22 protein-coding genes and 1 pseudogene are annotated in these 16,418 nt (G+C 40.3%); 16 read left to right on the top strand and 7 right to left on the bottom strand.

The genetic code is table 11. The features are described 5' to 3' along the window. Positions 1-4: 4 nt before the first annotated feature. From MHB85_RS19160 to MHB85_RS19120, 9 genes are all read left to right on the top strand, one after another. A complete protein-coding gene (locus MHB85_RS19160) occupies positions 5-445 on the top strand; it encodes a phage tail fiber protein (RefSeq protein WP_341073454.1) in 441 nt (146 codons plus the stop codon). Positions 446-458: 13 nt separating this feature from the next. Further along, a complete protein-coding gene (locus MHB85_RS19155; protein ID WP_341073453.1) occupies positions 459-1,745 on the top strand; it encodes a tail fiber protein in 1,287 nt (428 codons plus the stop codon). A 12-nt stretch (positions 1,746-1,757) separates the two neighbouring features. Then, the gene (locus MHB85_RS19150) at positions 1,758-2,051 is read left to right on the top strand and encodes a hypothetical protein (RefSeq protein WP_341073452.1); all 294 of its coding nucleotides are present in this window, start codon (positions 1,758-1,760) and stop codon (positions 2,049-2,051) included. Then, the gene (locus tag MHB85_RS19145) at positions 2,051-2,191 is read left to right on the top strand and encodes a hypothetical protein (RefSeq protein ID WP_341073450.1); all 141 of its coding nucleotides are present in this window, start codon (positions 2,051-2,053) and stop codon (positions 2,189-2,191) included. Before MHB85_RS19150 ends, MHB85_RS19145 begins: the two co-directional genes overlap by 1 nt. Before the next feature lie 78 nt (positions 2,192-2,269). Next, a complete protein-coding gene (locus MHB85_RS19140; protein WP_341073449.1) occupies positions 2,270-2,791 on the top strand; it encodes a phage distal tail protein in 522 nt (173 codons plus the stop codon). A gap of 12 nt (positions 2,792-2,803) precedes the next feature. Further along, positions 2,804-4,999 carry a phage tail spike protein gene (locus tag MHB85_RS19135; RefSeq protein ID WP_341073448.1) on the top strand — a complete coding sequence of 732 codons (2,196 nt, stop codon included), beginning with the start codon at positions 2,804-2,806 and terminating at the stop codon, positions 4,997-4,999. Positions 5,000-5,040: 41 nt separating this feature from the next. Beyond that, complete coding sequence (locus tag MHB85_RS19130) at positions 5,041-5,598, top strand: stalk domain-containing protein (RefSeq protein WP_341073447.1); 558 nt, start codon at positions 5,041-5,043, stop codon at positions 5,596-5,598. Between the two features lie 167 nt (positions 5,599-5,765). Beyond that, positions 5,766-5,960, top strand: coding sequence for a hypothetical protein (locus tag MHB85_RS19125; RefSeq protein WP_341074250.1), 195 nt, complete (start codon positions 5,766-5,768; stop codon positions 5,958-5,960). Positions 5,961-5,997: 37 nt separating this feature from the next. Beyond that, positions 5,998-6,231, top strand: coding sequence for a hypothetical protein (locus MHB85_RS19120; RefSeq protein ID WP_341073446.1), 234 nt, complete (start codon positions 5,998-6,000; stop codon positions 6,229-6,231). On the opposite strand, the gene MHB85_RS19115 is transcribed toward MHB85_RS19120, so the two are convergent. Next, entirely contained in the window at positions 6,204-6,755 is a 552-nt protein-coding gene (locus tag MHB85_RS19115; protein ID WP_341073445.1) for a DUF2441 domain-containing protein, read from the bottom strand. The two genes, MHB85_RS19120 and MHB85_RS19115, sit on opposite strands and share 28 nt — an antisense overlap. Positions 6,756-6,890: 135 nt before the next feature. Between MHB85_RS19115 and MHB85_RS19110 the strand changes: the two genes are divergently transcribed. The 6 genes from MHB85_RS19110 (at position 6,891) to MHB85_RS19085 (ending at position 10,485) form a co-directional block, all read left to right on the top strand. Further along, the gene (locus tag MHB85_RS19110; RefSeq protein ID WP_341073444.1) at positions 6,891-7,181 is read left to right on the top strand and encodes a hypothetical protein; all 291 of its coding nucleotides are present in this window, start codon (positions 6,891-6,893) and stop codon (positions 7,179-7,181) included. Positions 7,182-7,184: 3 nt separating this feature from the next. Beyond that, the gene (locus MHB85_RS19105) at positions 7,185-7,454 is read left to right on the top strand and encodes a phage holin family protein (protein WP_341073443.1); all 270 of its coding nucleotides are present in this window, start codon (positions 7,185-7,187) and stop codon (positions 7,452-7,454) included. Next, positions 7,451-8,317, top strand: coding sequence for a peptidoglycan recognition protein family protein (locus MHB85_RS19100; RefSeq protein ID WP_341073441.1), 867 nt, complete (start codon positions 7,451-7,453; stop codon positions 8,315-8,317). The genes MHB85_RS19105 and MHB85_RS19100 overlap by 4 nt, the downstream gene beginning before the upstream one ends. A gap of 272 nt (positions 8,318-8,589) precedes the next feature. Continuing rightward, positions 8,590-9,384, top strand: coding sequence for a TIGR04255 family protein (locus tag MHB85_RS19095; protein WP_341073440.1), 795 nt, complete (start codon positions 8,590-8,592; stop codon positions 9,382-9,384). Next, positions 9,385-9,855 (top strand): hypothetical protein, encoded by a 471-nt coding sequence (locus MHB85_RS19090; protein WP_341073439.1) that lies wholly within the window; start codon positions 9,385-9,387, stop codon positions 9,853-9,855. A gap of 9 nt (positions 9,856-9,864) precedes the next feature. Further along, on the top strand, positions 9,865-10,485 hold the full coding sequence (locus MHB85_RS19085; RefSeq protein WP_341073438.1) for a hypothetical protein: 621 nt from the start codon (positions 9,865-9,867) through the stop codon (positions 10,483-10,485). 324 nt (positions 10,486-10,809) lie between these two features. Here the strand turns inward: MHB85_RS19085 and MHB85_RS19080 are convergent, their stop codons facing one another. Further along, positions 10,810-11,364, bottom strand: a complete 555-nt coding sequence (locus tag MHB85_RS19080) for a hypothetical protein (RefSeq protein ID WP_341073436.1) — start codon at positions 11,362-11,364, stop codon at positions 10,810-10,812. A gap of 25 nt (positions 11,365-11,389) precedes the next feature. Next, positions 11,390-12,025 (bottom strand): hypothetical protein, encoded by a 636-nt coding sequence (locus tag MHB85_RS19075; protein WP_341073435.1) that lies wholly within the window; start codon positions 12,023-12,025, stop codon positions 11,390-11,392. A 340-nt stretch (positions 12,026-12,365) separates the two neighbouring features. Between MHB85_RS19075 and MHB85_RS19070 the strand changes: the two genes are divergently transcribed. Then, positions 12,366-13,355: an ETEC_3214 domain-containing protein gene (locus MHB85_RS19070; RefSeq protein ID WP_341073434.1), complete on the top strand. Its 990-nt coding sequence runs from the start codon at positions 12,366-12,368 to the stop codon at positions 13,353-13,355. Positions 13,356-13,467: 112 nt separating this feature from the next. On the opposite strand, the gene MHB85_RS19065 is transcribed toward MHB85_RS19070, so the two are convergent. The 4 genes and pseudogenes from MHB85_RS19065 to MHB85_RS19050 all read right to left on the bottom strand — a co-directional run. Then, positions 13,468-14,136 (bottom strand): SOS response-associated peptidase, encoded by a 669-nt coding sequence (locus MHB85_RS19065; RefSeq protein WP_341073433.1) that lies wholly within the window; start codon positions 14,134-14,136, stop codon positions 13,468-13,470. Between the two features lie 36 nt (positions 14,137-14,172). Beyond that, a complete protein-coding gene (locus MHB85_RS19060; RefSeq protein ID WP_341073432.1) occupies positions 14,173-15,030 on the bottom strand; it encodes an ATP-dependent DNA ligase in 858 nt (285 codons plus the stop codon). 79 nt (positions 15,031-15,109) lie between these two features. After that, a complete protein-coding gene (locus MHB85_RS19055; RefSeq protein WP_341073431.1) occupies positions 15,110-15,904 on the bottom strand; it encodes a hypothetical protein in 795 nt (264 codons plus the stop codon). Positions 15,905-15,930: 26 nt separating this feature from the next. Next, positions 15,931-16,119, bottom strand: a pseudogene (locus MHB85_RS19050) (NucA/NucB deoxyribonuclease domain-containing protein); the annotation flags it as partial. Between the last annotated feature and the right edge of the window lie 299 nt (positions 16,120-16,418).

Below are 16,418 nucleotides of genomic sequence, written 5' to 3'. Positions count from 1 at the left end.
TCTGATGAACATTAGTAAATATTTAGCGAGCAAACAACTGAATGTATCAGCAAGAGGGGAAAAATTCACATTCCCAGATAGGCTATATGTCGCTCTTTATAATTCCGATCCGACCTGGAATGACACGGGACAAGAAGTGTCCGGTGGAGGTTACGTAAGGCAAGTTCTGACCTTTGCCGAACCGGCTCAAATTACAGTTCAAGAGTTTCACCCGATCACAGGTGTATTGATGAATAACATACAAAAGATATCCATCAAATCTGCGGCCGATGTAGCTTTTGATGTGGCGACAGCTAATTGGGGGCCGGTTACACATTTCGGACTGCGCGATGCAGCTACAGGTGGGAACCTTTATTATTTCGGGACGCTCGAGACACCGCGGAGTATTTTGAACAATGACATTTTTAAATTTTTAACTGGGCAAGTGGAGATCCGGTTGAACTAAGGAGGTAAATACGATGATTGAAACAATGTATCCGGCTGCGATCAACAGTAAGCAAACAGAGCTGGCAGAAGCCATTGACGACACCCAAACAAGTTTCATAGTACTTGACGGTTCCGTTTTACCTCCTGCGCCGAACCTCCTGACGCTGGGTACCGATGAATCAGCCGAAACGGTACTTTATACCGGGAAGACCGGAAACGAGATTACAGGAGTAACCAGAGGGTTTGAGAGCGGAGCAGTGTCATGGTCAGCAGGAACAAAGCTAGCAAGATTCTTCACTGCGCACGACCATGATACATTTCGGGAAAACATTGCTGATCTTGACCAACGACTGAAAGATATCGTGATACCTTCTGCATCTTTGACAGAACAGGGAATCGTCATGCTTTCGAAGTCTACAACAGGCAGCAGGGATGATGTAGCTGCAACAGAGTCGGCAGTAGCGGCGGCTTTTCAGTATGGGGTTGAACGTAAAGCGGAAGTGGTTGCCGCGCTTAACTCCATAGGTGTATCGGCATCCACAAGCGAATCGTGGGACACGCTCATTACTAAGATGTCCGGAGTGATTCGGTCAACCGGGACAGCAACTGTGGGGCAAGTTTTGGCTGGGACAACGTTCAGTAACGCTACTGGAAACAACAGGGTTGGTACAATGCCGAATAATGGAGCTGGTGGCACAATTACACCAAGAACAACGAACCAGACAAAAGCAGCAGGGTACTACAACACGGACATTGTTGTTCCTGGGGAACCTAACTTACTACCAGAGAACATTCGGATAGGTAAAACCATGTACAACATACCGGGTTCGTTAGATCCTATGACATACACACGGCTCACATCGACCATTGAACAAGTGGGGCCAACACCTGGAACAGATAACACGTTTAGAGACCTGATTGAAATACCCAAGGACAAAACAACCAGAATTAATGATTATGACGGTATGATTTTAGGGCTGTTAGCTCCAAATAGCGGGTCGGAACAAACCAGCGCAGGACTATTATTCCGTAACGCTGGTGTCACCAACTATAACTACATTCATCAGATCGTTGGGTACTATGTCGACCTCTATATGCGAACAGCTGAATATAAGTACAGTTCTTGGGAAATTGACATGGTGAACAAACGATTCCGTTATGTCGAAAACGGGGGTGCAAGAGCGTGGGCAACCATAGGTAGGGTGGATTGGACAAAACCAATATACCTAACAGCTTCGTTTAGAGTCGGTCAAGGATATGGTGCTAATGCGGGACGTGGGTACGTGACATTCCCTAATACAACGGTCATTTCATACTAAGGAGGATTAACCATGATTTTAGTTAAACATAGTGCAGAAGGTAGTACACCTGTTGTCACAGCACTGATATATAACGCTGATCCTAACCAGGCGAGTCCCCAAGATATTTGGGTAGATAAACCCGTACCCATATCGGAGGACATCCCAGGAATGAATGCCCAACTGCATATTCGACTGGAGGACAATTCATTGTTCTACAACTACACCAAACCTATGAGTTTGCAGGATTACATGGGTGAGCTAAGGCAACAACAACAGATCATGAAAGCCGCAATGGATGACTTGATTATGGGAGGTGCGCTCTAATGGCTAGCTACATGGGGATGAGAATTATTGAAGGAGCTTACACATATGAGTATGTATGTGAGAGAAGACCTGATTTAAGAGATGGGATCGACGCACATCTCATGCAACAAGGAAGAGAAGAATTAATTCAAAAAGATTAACAAGCGTACCCGAGTGTGTGCTATTTTTATGCCCTCAGGAGTGGTCAGGGGGCTTTTCATATCAAAGGAGGCGGGGCAATGTTTAATAGAGGCGCTTTTAACCGCTTGGCCTTTAACCGCCAAATATCCGTATTCGTCTTTGGCCGGGCAGTTGCTGACATATCAGGATCTGCTGTAGCTGCTGCAACGATGGAAATGACGGGTTCGGCGGTTATGGATGTCAATGCGGGAGCGGCAGGGGATTTTGTCCGTGAAATCTCTTTTGCGGCTGTTATGGATGTAGCTGCTGGCACAAAGGCGGATTTCATTCGAGAGATTACCAAACGGGCAGTAATGGATGTTGGTTTTGGGGCAGTTGCTAAAGGGAGTCGTTACCACGTGGAATTCCTTGAGTTCACAGGACCATTTAAACCAGGTGACCAAGTTATCATTGATGCCAATACGTATAAGATCACGCAAAACGGAGTGAATGCTTCACACTTGCTCGAAGGTGATTTTTTCGACTTGAATCTTGGAGAAAACAATCTCACATGGACAGACCCTGAAACAGGTAGAAACGTTCTGATCCGTGTTACACATAGAGACAAATTCCTGTACTAATTGAGGTGTGACATGCCTAACCCAACTATGAAAGTATTCGACAAGAACATCCGGCGTGTAGGTACGTTGGTTGATAGTTCAGATATACAACGAAGAAGACGTATTAACAGTGACTATGAGGTAACATTTATGGTACCAATGACCTCAGATGATTACCTCGAAAAAATAGCAATCAAAGGCCACGTTCAAGATGAGCGTGGCCAATTTTATGTCATTCAGTCCCGAAGCCGGTCCCGTGAAGGTCGTAAACTCATGGCTTCGATCTATTGCAACCACATTATGTTCAAACTGAATGACTTCAAGTTCCCTTATACCTCATATATTGACGAAGCTTATGGAGTACATCTCAATGAACTGACGGAGTTAATTACAAAAGCTACAGGCGGGAGATTTACATTTGTTATTCACGATACGTTTGATCTACATGACGTTAAGGATTTCGGACGTGGAACATGTCTGGAAGCTTTGAATAAGATCGTCGATATGTACGAATGCGAAGTAGAGCCTGATAATTTCGTCATTAATCTCAAAAAGAGAATCGGATCTGACCATGGCTTGCAGTATCGGCTCAAAAAAAACATCGTATCCAGCTCATTCAAAGACAAAGGTGAATCTCTTGTTACCCGGATGTTTGCTCAAATGAAGGATGGCCGGACATTCATCGGCATGGATGCGTCCTTGCTAACGGATCTAGAGCGAAGTTTGCTGTCTAGCATACCAGGAACAATTGTGAATGGTAAAGTTGCAGTTAACTATCTTGTATCACCGTTTGCTCAGTATTGGGCGAGTGATTCGGTCCCGTTTTACGATGGTGAGATCATCGAGCAGGATATTGAAGAAGCAGAGGACTTGCTGAAGGCTACACGTAAGGCGCTGCTTGAACAGGAAGTTGTTTCATTGGAGGCGACCATTTCCACGGCAGACCTGTTCAAAATCGACCACACTGAGCCTAAACCTCATTTAGGTGATGATGTCATGTGTATCGACCCGGACATGGGTATGAACCGATTGAAAGCTCGTATCACTGAACTGACAGAGTATCCATACAGTTTGGACAAGCATGCTGAACCGACGATCTCCAATATCAATTTAAGAGATTACGATGATATTATCAGTGACCTGGAACGAAATAAGAACATCACCAACAATCTGTTTTCAAACGGGAAGATCCGGACGGATGTCTTTGAATCATTTGCCAAGCAAGCGGTCATTGACATCAACAACAGCAAAACTGAACTTATCTATCCACCAGAAGGCGGGATTCTGGCTCAAGAGAAAACAAATCCCTTAGAACAAGTCAGACTGACCTCTAAAGGAATTGGGATATCGACAGATGGCTGGAAATCGATACGTGCTGCCATTACAGCCAGGGGCGTTGTAGCGGAGCAAGTGATAGGCCAACTCGGTAACTTTGTCTCCATGCTGATTGGTAATGGTGAGGACATTGTACAGATCAATACAAAGGGGATTGCTGCTGGAGCATCTGCTTTTAATAGCGCACCTTTCAGACTAAACATGAAAGGTGACTTGATAGCGAATAGCTTAACTGCAAACTATGCCAATATTGAGTACTCCAACTTTAAAAACGGGGCCATCGTTGGTTCCTCAATAAATGTAGGCAATGGGATGTTCACAGTTACTTCAGGTGGGATTATGTCCGCAGTAGGTGCGAACTTCTCTGGATCAATTACAGCCTCCACTATTACAGGTACAAATATTAATGGTGGTACAATTACGGGGGCATTGATCCGCACAGCAGCAAGCGGTAGACGGATAGAGCAAGACAGTGTAGGTTTTCGTTCATATGATGCTGGGAACAGAGTACGTATTCAAATTGCTACAACAGATGATGCTGCTGCTGCCGCGATTATTTGGAGGGACACAAACGGATCTTCTGTAGGGGAGATTAATTCATATCAATCGAGTGGACAACTTTCTATAATTAGTAATAACTTGTTCCTTGGTTCGAACAACTCTGGTAATCCTATTAGACTTCAAGGAACTGTTACGTTTGGCGGGGCAGTTATCGGTTTAGATATTTCTGATGTTAATGGATTGCAAGCGGAGTTATCATCGTTAAGAAATCGAATTCTGTCATTAGAATCGGCATTCTATTCCCACTCACATTCTGTAACTTTACCTACGCATAACCACGGTTTGGCTAATGCTACAAATTGGGGAGGAACCTTCCCAACCTCTACTCCGTGATGGTATTATAGGAAAAAAGAACCATTACGGAGGTTTTAGGGATGAAAAAAATTGCCTACATTGCTGGCGGTATTATAATTGGTATTGTTTTTTCGACAACCGCAGGTGCTTTTGCTGATTCTGTGAAAAGTATGGTCGGGAAAAAGGTAACTGGCGAATATTCGATCGTGGTCAATGGTAAAAATCTTTCTGACAAGGGCGCTGTAATAGACTCACGAGCTAACGTTCCTGCTCGGGCCCTTTCAGAAGCGTTGGGAGCTGATGTAGAAGTGACTGGAAGGACAATAACAATCACATCTGGAGATTCAACATCTAATGAGGGAATTACTTCTTCGATCCCTTCGACAGGTAATAATTCAGTTGGTGGGAAATCAAAAGCCTATCTGGAATCGATGAAAAAAGGGTACGAGTCAGAAATCCTGCCTCCTTTGGTTGAAGGTCTGGAAAAGGTAACGAAGGAGTATGAATCCGTTAAAGCGACAGGCCAAGAGGATGTGGCTGCGCTGGCAAAACAAAAAGTGAATGATTATCAAAAGCTTGTAGACGATGCGAAAGCCGAACTTGCATTAATTGATGAAGCATTACTCACTGCTAAATAGAATAAGTTTCCGAGGGTCCGTTATCGACGGACTCTTTTTTTGTTTGTGCGACTATTAATCCGTAGCCACTCCGTAACGAAGATAAAAGATAATAAATCCATGAAGCCCTATTCCTTAATTTGAAGGGGCTTATTTTCGTATAGAGAGGAGGAAAGGTTTTGGCAAAGATGACACATACACTCCAAGTTGAAATGGATTTGAATAAACCGGTTGAAGAATTGACTCAGGTAATCTCTGCTGTTCTTAGCTCGCATCCACTTAATCAAAAAGAGATTCTGACAGCTTTAGATTTGGAGATTGGGAATGCACTGGCAGCGGTTGAGATTAGAGAACAAAAAAATATACCAGAAGTTATTGATTAGGTCAGGAAACATTTCCTGATCAAAGGGAGGTTTTTTAATGACAGAAGAACAGAAATCAATAAAAAACATGGAGAAAGTCAAAGAGGCGGCAGAAAAAATGTTTGACCACCTCTTCGCTAATTCAGATTATACGTTAAACGTTTCTATTACGAAGAAAGACAGATCATATGACCATGGAGTATATCGATGCGCTATAGGAGAGGTCCCTGAGACAGGGATTACCCACCGTCATGAAATTTCTCTTCACTCACCCACCATTAGTTCTGAGTAGGGAACTCTTTTTACAACTCTGATCGGAGACTTTATTAATAACTCGTATTGAGGATGATCGGAAGATTTTCCAGTCCAATAGTTCTCGGCATAATAAGCAGAAGTTAAAAACGAAGGTTTATCCATATCAGTTCCAAGCCAAGAAGCATCGAGTTTAACGAAATCGGAGTGTTCGAATTCAACTTCCCATACAGCAAATGATTCTTGATTTCCTAGCTTCTTAAACCAAAATCTAAGTTCTTTCATTGTTTCAGAGGCGAAGAATGATTGAAACCTTGAAGGCATGTGAGCATAATTCAACCTTCGTTCATACTCAAAGATGTTTTCTGTAAAGACATCTTGTATTTCTTCTCTTGTTTGAGGTTGTCGGGCGTAGTATGTATTTCCATGAAACGATAAACCATCAGGGTAACGTTCGTCCATTATTTCTTTTAGAACTCTGGGCTCGATATTAATATCACTCATCAAATTGATAACTTCGTTTTCTTTAAGCCTGTTGTAACGATCTATGTGATATGCAAGCAAAGAATGAACCTCCTTAGATTATGTGTGTTACGGAATTCTACACGGAGGGAAGGTTTTCCTTTTTAAATATTTTAATGAGCCTTGAGTTGAGGGGCTATTTGCGTCTAAGCAGTCGAATTTGTAGGGGGAGTAGAAATGGATTGGATAGCAATCCTGGGTATTTTAGGAACGCTCAGCGGACTCATTTTAGGATGGGCGGGCCGATCGAGGTCATATAGACAAGATATTATCCAAGAGGCCGGAGCGGATGCTCTACAACGCGCAGACGTGGATTACATAAAACGTGGCGTGGACGATATTCGATTAGAACAGAGAGTGCAGGCACAGCGTGTAGATGCCCTTTCAGAGCGGGTGACGCGGGTTGAAGAGTCGGCCAAGCAAGCACATAAGCGTATCGACCGAAAAGAAGATATTGGAGGCGTATAGAATATGGACTGGAACACCGTGTTTTCATTAATTGATCCTAAGTTATTTATTGTATTGGCTGCGTGCTGGGTACTTGGTATTGGCATAAAACGTATTCCAAGGATTCCGGACTGGACTATTGTTTTCATCGTTACTGCATTCGCCATTGTTATTACCAGTTGGACGCTTGGCTGGTCTCCTGAATCGCTTATCCAGGGAATATTGGTTGGAGCGTTTGCGGTGTTCGGTAACCAGGTAATCAAACAAGCGAAGAAAGGAACTGAACAGTCATGATCTCAAAGGGGAATTTCTTGCTTCTGGAGCCATCCGAATTTAAAGGGTGGCTCGACAAACAGAAAATAACCAGAAGCATAGACAAGCTCCAGGTCCATCATACTGCTGCACCCAACTACACTACTCGTCAGGTGGTCAATGGAGTAGCGAAACAGGATGTATGGAAATGTCTTGAGGGAATGAGGACTTTCCATTTATCTCAGGGATGGTCCGGTACAGGGCAGAACATAACTGTACTTGAGGATGGACGTATCGCTATCAGTTTAGATCGGGGTCTCAATAAAACGCCTGCGGGAATCAAAGGGGCCAATACAGGTGCTTTGTGCATAGAGATCATAGGCAACTTTGATCAAGGCGGAGATACGATGAGTACTGCACAGAAACAATCTGTAATCCACCTATACGCCTGTCTCGCGCTCAAGCTAAACATAGCTATCGATACATCACATATCGTGTATCACGCCTGGTATACGTCATCTGGAGCATGGTTAGGTGACTATGAACGAGGTGAGTCCAGCAAGACTTGTCCGGGAACTAATTTCTTTGGTGACGGGAATACACGATCTGGTGCTGAGCGTGGGTTTATTCCAGCTATCAAAACAGAACTCAAGCGAATTAAGGAAGGGGATCGAGAGCCGATGACATCAGAAGAAAAGATACAAATGGAGGAACTGAAGACAACTGTTGAATCTCAAGCCAAATGGATTACAGCACAGAAAGCCAAGGAAAACATGGAATGTCCTAAATGGGCAGAAGAAGCCTATGAGTATTACAAGGCCTTTATATCTGACAAAACAGGAAGTTATGACTTTTGGCGCCAACTTGTGATTAACTACCGTAAGGAAAATGGAATCAAGGTCTAAAATCGAGAGGTGTACCTTTTTTACAGAAATCCACAAAATATGGTAGTTACAGAGGTGAGAAGTTTATGGCATCAAAAATCATCCCAAAATCATCCGTTAAAACATCATCATTTCAATAAAGTTAAAGTACAATTGAATAGAGCTGATGAGTAATACACCGTTAAATTTGGTTAAATACCTGTATTCCTGCTTGTGAGTTGGCCTAATTAAGATTAAAATGACTCTATACAGGACATATTGATATTTAAATTGGTGTATTACTCGGAGGTTGTATGAAAAATTTAAAAAATAAGCCGCTTTTAGAAACGGTACTCGAGATTAAGTGGACAACAAAAAAAGATCATCCTAAAAATATTAATTTAGGTGGTGGTAACCTACAATCATTTAAAACGGATGAATTTCACAAAATTTTCTTTGCAAAGATGTATGATCATCTTTTAAACACAGGATATCCGGAATATTTAGAACTGCCTCAAGCAGGAATACCAGAAGAATTCGCAACTCACCAAGTACAGCATAGATTCACACAATCCGGTCACTCTTGGCCCATGGTGCAGATAGGACCCGGGATACTTACTCTGAATGAAGCCCTTAATTATGAATGGGAGAATTTTCACACTCGTTCAATCCAATTAGTAGATAATCTTTATAAACTACATCCCAAAAAAGAAGATCTTATTATAACTCAACTTCAACTTCGGTACATTAATGCTATTGATTTTAATTTTGAGAAAGAAGATATTCATGGATTGCTTCGCAAATTAAAAATTAATATAAATTACGATAAAAGTCTATTTGAAGCTACTGGATTGCTTAACTCCGTTCCAGGTATGAGTTACTTGGTAGCATTTAAGTCTGCAGAGCCTAAAGGAGAACTTTTAATTAGTTTAACCAGCGGAGAAGTTAATGGTGTACCGAAACTAATGTGGGAATTAACATTCAGATCAAATGTAGATGAATTGGATGTTGAGAAAGAATTTGAAGTATGGGTTGATGGGGCACACCGGGTTATTGATCGTTGGTTCTTGACTTCAATAGAAGGTGAAATGCAGGGGAGGTTCGAATAATTGGACTCAACAATTGCAACTAGTAAAGCGAATTTGACAGTTAATACTATAAGTACTACTGTGAATTCACCTAACACTTATACCATAGATAAAACACAAGATAAAAGAAGTTACTGGAACAGGTTGGTTGCAGCTGGGGCAGTTGGCTTATCTTTAGCAATTGGCTCTGTTCCGACTATTTCAGAACAGACGGATCTCGGTGTATTAATAACTAGCCCGAATGAATATGGTTTAGGAGATATAAGAAAATCGAGTACTTTATTCTATTCGGAATCTAAATTGGAGGCGGTTGAAATGTCAACCCCCGAACGCTCGGACAAAAAAAATAATGTAAATGTTTACAATCAAAAGTTGTCTTTCATCGATAATTACGAAGCAGAAAGTGAGATTGAACAGTTAATAAAATTGAATGAACCTATAAAATCGGGTAAATCTAAGATTAGTTTTAAGAACGATATATTTAAGACATAATGTGAGCAGGTGGATGAGTTGGAGAACACATGGTATTTAGAGAAGACCAATGATGATAATATAAGTCAAGGAGATATCTTTTTAAATTGCCCTATAGTAGTTACAACGCTACAAAATGCTGATTTTTCTAATCCTAGATGGTATGAAAGTGAGGATTTAGAGGCCGATCACGATACACACGTACAAAATGTTATCGTTATGACACAAGCTTGTGATTTAGAAAGAACGCCGGTAGAAAATGTTTTAGTTGCTCTCATTCATGATATAAATTCAATAGATTTTCCTGGGCCTAAGAGTAAGGGACAAAAAACATCACGTAAAAGTTATATCAAAGAGATTTACGGTGGTAAAAAACCGAATTTGCATCTTATTGGTAACCATGATGGATCGATTAAACTGCAGTATCAGATAGTTGACTTTACAGCGATTTACACGATTCCTTATAAAGTTTTAGAGGATATTAAGTCAAAAGTTGGCCCGAGGTTGAGATTGAATACGCCTCATCGTGAGTATCTTTCCCAAAGGTTCGGGAGTTTCTATTCTCGGATTGGATTGCCAGATTCTGATCATATCACCCAAGATGAAATTTTTGCGGTTCTACAGAATGACGAAAAGGATTATTCCGAATAAAGTTTTCATAATATAGCGGATGATTAATTTTCTTCTTCTTTTTTACGGAAGCCTAATGAAACATACATACAGAGTACTATCCACAGATATAGGTTTCCTCGCAGCAGCCTTAACCCAGCAGTGTTACCGTCTGGCATGCCATTGATGATTCCGAACAAATCATTAATTATGGCATAACATTAGGCGAATAGTCCATATCTTCTAAAATCACTGGGGCAATTATTTCGGTGCTTTGTTGGCATTTTGAGTGGAATGGTAAACATAAATAAATATAGAAAAAATAAGACTCTACCGAAATAGTTTCGGTAGAGTCTTATTTTGATTTTAGCGTGATAATTCACCCGAACCTATATATTTGTCCTTCTTACTATTCCACTTATAGAAGGCCACAGCAGTATCCCATCCTCCTTCAGGGAAATAGTTCTTCCAGGCTTGCCTAATCTCACCTGTTTTCGAAATATTAATACTTACATCGCCAATAATGGAGAGTTTCTTTTTAAGCGTCCCATCCTGGTATTTAAAAACAAATAATTGTGTATTTGAAGGTAGGTAGTCTAACGTTATAGCAACATGCTTCTCTTTTGAGGAGATATTGAGTAAATGGAATGTCGGCTCTTCTTCGTTGTAATAATTTGTATCTATAAGTACGATAACTCCTTTAGAATTGATGAGATAAAAGTTGCCTGAGTTAGTGATCAATAAGTGTTCTTTCTTTTTGTCTCCGTTTAGGTCTACTGACTTACTGACTGTTACACGCTCTCTAGGAAATTTCTTTTCTAACAATGTCATGGGATTTACGGTTGCAGCATCAACAATGGTTGTTGGTAGTAATCCAAAAACAATTGATAATGAACATATCAATAAAAAAACTTTCTTCATTTCGGTTCTCCTTTTTTCATCGATATCATTTCACTTGTACAAATTCGTCAACAAACTTTTGTCGATCATTTTTATTAAAGTACTTACTACTTAATTCTGATTTCCAAGCTTCAGGATCTGAATTAAGAGTATTGAAATCTACATTGAAATAAGTTTCGGCAACAGATTTCTTCAAATCAATAGAGTGTGTCTTTCCTTCGAACGGAACAGTTATTGCAATGTTATCTGCATCGATGAATTGTTTTAACAGACGTACTGACTCTTCCATAAGAATCTTATTGATTTCGTCACCAGTTGCGAAATATTGGACATAATCTTCTTCTGAAACTCCAGTTTCAGGATTGGCAGACTTGTAGTTTTCGAATTTATCATGGAATACTACATTTATGTTATGATCACCGACTAAAACTTCTTTTACAAAGGTACGTCCTCTAATATTTGCTGTATAAGCTAGTACAGCTTCTTTATCCAAAACTTGAGCCTTTTCAGTTTCTTTTTTTATTTCTTCATCCCCTTTATCGACTTGTTCGTTAGCCGTAACTGCTTCACTATCTTGTGCTGGTTCCTCTGGCTCAGGCTTATTGTTCGTATTACCGAGTGCTATAACAACCAGCACGATGATGAGCCAAAACCACCATTTTTTAAAAATAGGCTTTTTCAATCTTCTTCCTCCTGATATAGTAATAATTAACAACATGAATAGTCTATCAGACCTAGGTATATTTTTCTATAAAATAGTATGGGTGTGGAAAATGAATACATATCGAGTGTTGGAAACAAATGAAGAGTTCTTTGTCGCTGCTTTATCACAGATACATGTCTCTGTATGGCTTGTTCTACAGGATCGAGAGGTGATTATGGATTATGGAGGGTTATTAGAAGCATACAGTGATGTATCAGTAAAGATTGCTGGAAATCGATATTTTAGAGACAAGTTTGAGTTTAGAGCGCACATAGTAATTAACTATAATTGAAAACTGCATAAGGGAGAAAGTTATAAGATGGGCAAAGTGCAAGATTATTTGATGAAAATTATTTATTTGTTCTTAAAGATATCAGAATGGATAAAGAATAGAAATTTGTTGAGATGGTTACTTCAAAACAAAACAAAATTTTTTAATGCATTAGCTGTATTTGTTGCTATTCTTGGTGTAGGCTTAATCCAAATATTTAAACCGTACATAATGGACCTTTCAGTTGTAAGGGAAAAAATATATGAGGATAAATTACAAAAAGTTAAAATCGGGTATTCAAAGAAATATGTTGAAGATTCAATGGGCACTCCAGAAAGAGAACAAAAAATAGCTTGGTCAGATTCATACGGAAATGACCATTTAATAACAAGAACTGATTATATCAAAAAGGACTTTTTGTATACGGTTTTCTATAAAGATGATTTAAATGTTCTAGGGTACGGTCTAATATCAAGAAACAAAAATTTCAATCCAAGGTTACCCTCAAAAGAATCTCCAGGTCTTTTGAAAAAAAGCCAAAATAGTTATTTGAGTGAACATGGAGAGGTAAGATTTACAACATTTCACATAGGGACTAGGGGTGACGTTTCAGATTACGAAATGGATTTTGATTACGGTTCATTAAGTACTCAAGGGATAATAACTGGGTTTGGAGTTTCCGAATTTGGTTATCAACAACATAAGGATTCGCTTCCAATTTATATTATAAATTCCTTGTTCAATGCTCCCTTCACTGAGAACTTTTACGACAATAATGGCTTTTACAACTTGCTAGGCGATACCGCCAGAACATACACACAATTTAGCGAGGTCGAAAAAAGCAGAAGTATCGACCCGTCTGATGAAAATAGAAAGATTTTGATCCCAAATGTAGTTCTTGTTTTTGATGGAACAAGCGGTTACGGCTATACAGAAATCAATAATTTTGACATAGCCTTTGAATTTATAATTGATCAACTCAAGTTTGGTTTTTTGTATGAAAGAGGAGAGTTCAATAACATAACAGAGAGATTTTAATGAAACGGAAGTTTGAATTCAGCGAATTAGTGCAAGGTGATTTGATCAATTAATTAAACATATATAGCCAAACTTAAGAGCAGCAAAGTATCATCGCTGCTCTTTTGAATCTTTAGATTACCTCTTTAACTAGTCCCTCAGTGTTATTCCGTACATTACCAACTTCATTTGGTACCTCGTAAGCTCTCATTTCTGACGCTTGATATGGTTTAAGCAATTCAAGCAGGGACTGAACATCATTATCTCTTCCAAGCCATTCAGCCTCATCTTCAGGACGCAGAATCACCGGCATACGATTATGGATGTCTTCCATCAGACTGTTTGGTTCAGTAGTAATTATGGTACACGTGCTCAACTTGTTTCCGTCTGGATCTGTCCAGGTATCGTACAGACCTGCCAATGAAAATATGCTGTTGTCCTTCATCAGAATTCGCATAGGTGTCTTGGCTGTCCCTTCTTTACGCCACTCGAAAAATCCCGAACATGGGACGATGCAACGTTTGGACCCAACTAACCGTTTAAAGGCTGGCTTCTCTGCCAGCGTCTCGGACCGGGCGTTGATCATCTTGTTCCCGATCTTGTCATCCTTGGCCCAAACGGGTACCAGGCCCCATCGAAGCGAACCTAATCTGTTACCATGCTTGCTGCCGATAATTGTGGGAATGTATTGCATGGGTGCTGCATTGTAATTAGGTTTGTACTCAAAGCCATCAGCTATAGATGCATAGTACCTGTCCATTATGGCGTCTAAGGGATCAGTGATTGTAAATCTTCCGCACATACAAAGCACCTCCTGTATTGTCTTTACAATATATAATCACACAATAAATTGATCAAACACGGGAATACGAAGCAATCCGGATTTGGTCCAGTTGCGCATTTTTACTCTGGCCTGAATTCGGGGTTCAAGGTAAACGTTGTTCTTATCTTCACCCGTTATCAGCTGTTGGCAAACTCCACGAAATGCTTGCTTATGTTTTGGACTCGGGCCATGCTCAATAATCCCTACCGGGCGCATCTTTCCTGACGGATCTGGAACAGCAGCGAGCCATCCAAACTCAGATTTCTTGTATCCTGTGATGAACACATCGGCGTAGGACCAGTTAATAACCTTCAACCACTCTCTGGACCGCCTGCTAACGTACTGGCTGTCTTTGCGCTTGCCAACTACGCCTTCCATACCCATAGTCTCTATCTGAGTGTATAATTCCTCTCCAGCACCTTCAATGTGGGGTACAATCCCAAAGTTTCTGGTGGGAAGTGTGAGGCCTCGGAGAATTGCTTTGCGTTCCATGAGGGGGAGCTTACGCAGGTCCTGACCCTTGTACTGCAAGATATCGAATATGGCGAACGTGGCAGGCAACGTCTTAATGAGCTGCTGAACCTTCGAGTGCTGCCGAGTGCTGAACCGGCTCATGACTGCCTCAAAGTCGTTCAACCCTGTAAGTGGATCGGTGCAAGCGACCTCTCCGTCCAAGATGATGTCAGAGTCAAAGGGCAGCAGTAATTCAGGGTACTGTTGGGTACAATCGTTGTTGTGACGTGTATATAACCGGACTTTGTCGGACCGTTGCGAATATATCAACCGGTGTCCATCTACCTTAGGTTCAAAAATGAAATCCGAATTCGAGAAGGGACCCGGTGCTGTTTCAAGTAACATAGGACTTATGAACATAAAAACACCTCAACCCAATTATAGCTGTTTGCTACATAGGATTGAGGCGGTAAGTTTTGGCTAACAAAAAGATTGGATCTTATTTTATAAAGAGAGTTAATAAATACGATTTGAAAAAAGTGGCTACGTATAATATGATTCCTATGATAAAAACTATATGCAGAAAGTGTGACCCTTCGTTTCCATACGTTAACTTTCTCCAAAAGCCTAATTCATTAAATGACTTTTGTTTAAAAATATCACTATATAATAGTTCAACTATATCTTCACGATGCTTAATTATATCGGTGTGGACTTTTTCCTGCAGTTCATCTAAACTGGATGACCAGTTATCACGATCAAGTCTTATTAATTTCGTTTCAATAGATGATAAAGTAACCCAAATCTTATGAGACAAACGCATACCTTTATTAAGATCTCTCAAATCCTCGCAATATTCTATTACCTCTTTACGTTTGTAAAGTATGGTGTTTATTTTCTTTGAATGTTCGCTAAAAGCCTCCACTAATTCTGTGCGTTTCTCAATGGTGAAATCATTTTTCCTAACTTCTATTTTAATAGAGCGTATAAAATCATCTATCCCTGCAAAACAATCAATTAGGTCATCAGCGACTTTAATCCTTGTGTCTCTTCTAAATTTCTTGATATCGTTCAGAAAGTTTTTTTGTTGGGTCCGATTGACATTGTAGAATACTAATAATACAGAAAATATCGTGATTAAAGAAGGCAAGATGTCTAGGAAAACGTCCTTTTCGATTGGAAACCCTATAAGAGTATAGGCAGATAAAAACAATATAATCAACATAACCGACTTCAGAATAAACTCAAATAACTTGTAGGTTTTCCCTTTTAAACTACCCCATGCTTTTTTCAAAATTATTTACCCTCCGATATACCTTTCTATTCAAACGTAAATTCAACAACTGTCCCATCCGGATATTCCTCCAACTGATTACCTACCCAGCTGCCGGCACCACGATTATCCGATGGACTTATGTATTCGATATCTTCACCTTCACTACCCTCGGCGCACATTTCCATAAGCAACTCGTCACGATCGTATCCTTTCTTAGAGTCAATACCTCTTAAATGGCAGATTGCGGTTTTGATCTGATAATTATAACACGCCTTTATACGAATAATCGGACAGATTCGGGGTTCTGCTTACTTCTAACGACACGTTGTTGGATGAGCTTCAGAAATCCGTGAAAGTTGTTAGGATGAGCGTGTAATATGTGTACCGACTAAGAATAAAATTACATGAAATGGTGTGAGCTATTATTACTCTCTCCCATGAGTGCTACTATAAATGTACCTGGTCCAAATGACTGGGTATTTTTGTTGTTGATAAAAGAACGTATGTTCGCATATAATATTTATGAGGTGAT

The organism is Paenibacillus sp. FSL K6-4396, from assembly GCF_038002525.1.
Lineage (GTDB): Bacteria > Bacillota > Bacilli > Paenibacillales > Paenibacillaceae > Paenibacillus > Paenibacillus amylolyticus_B.
The sequence above is the reverse complement of the archived record's forward strand: the minus strand, read 5'-3'. Positions and strand labels throughout refer to the sequence as shown.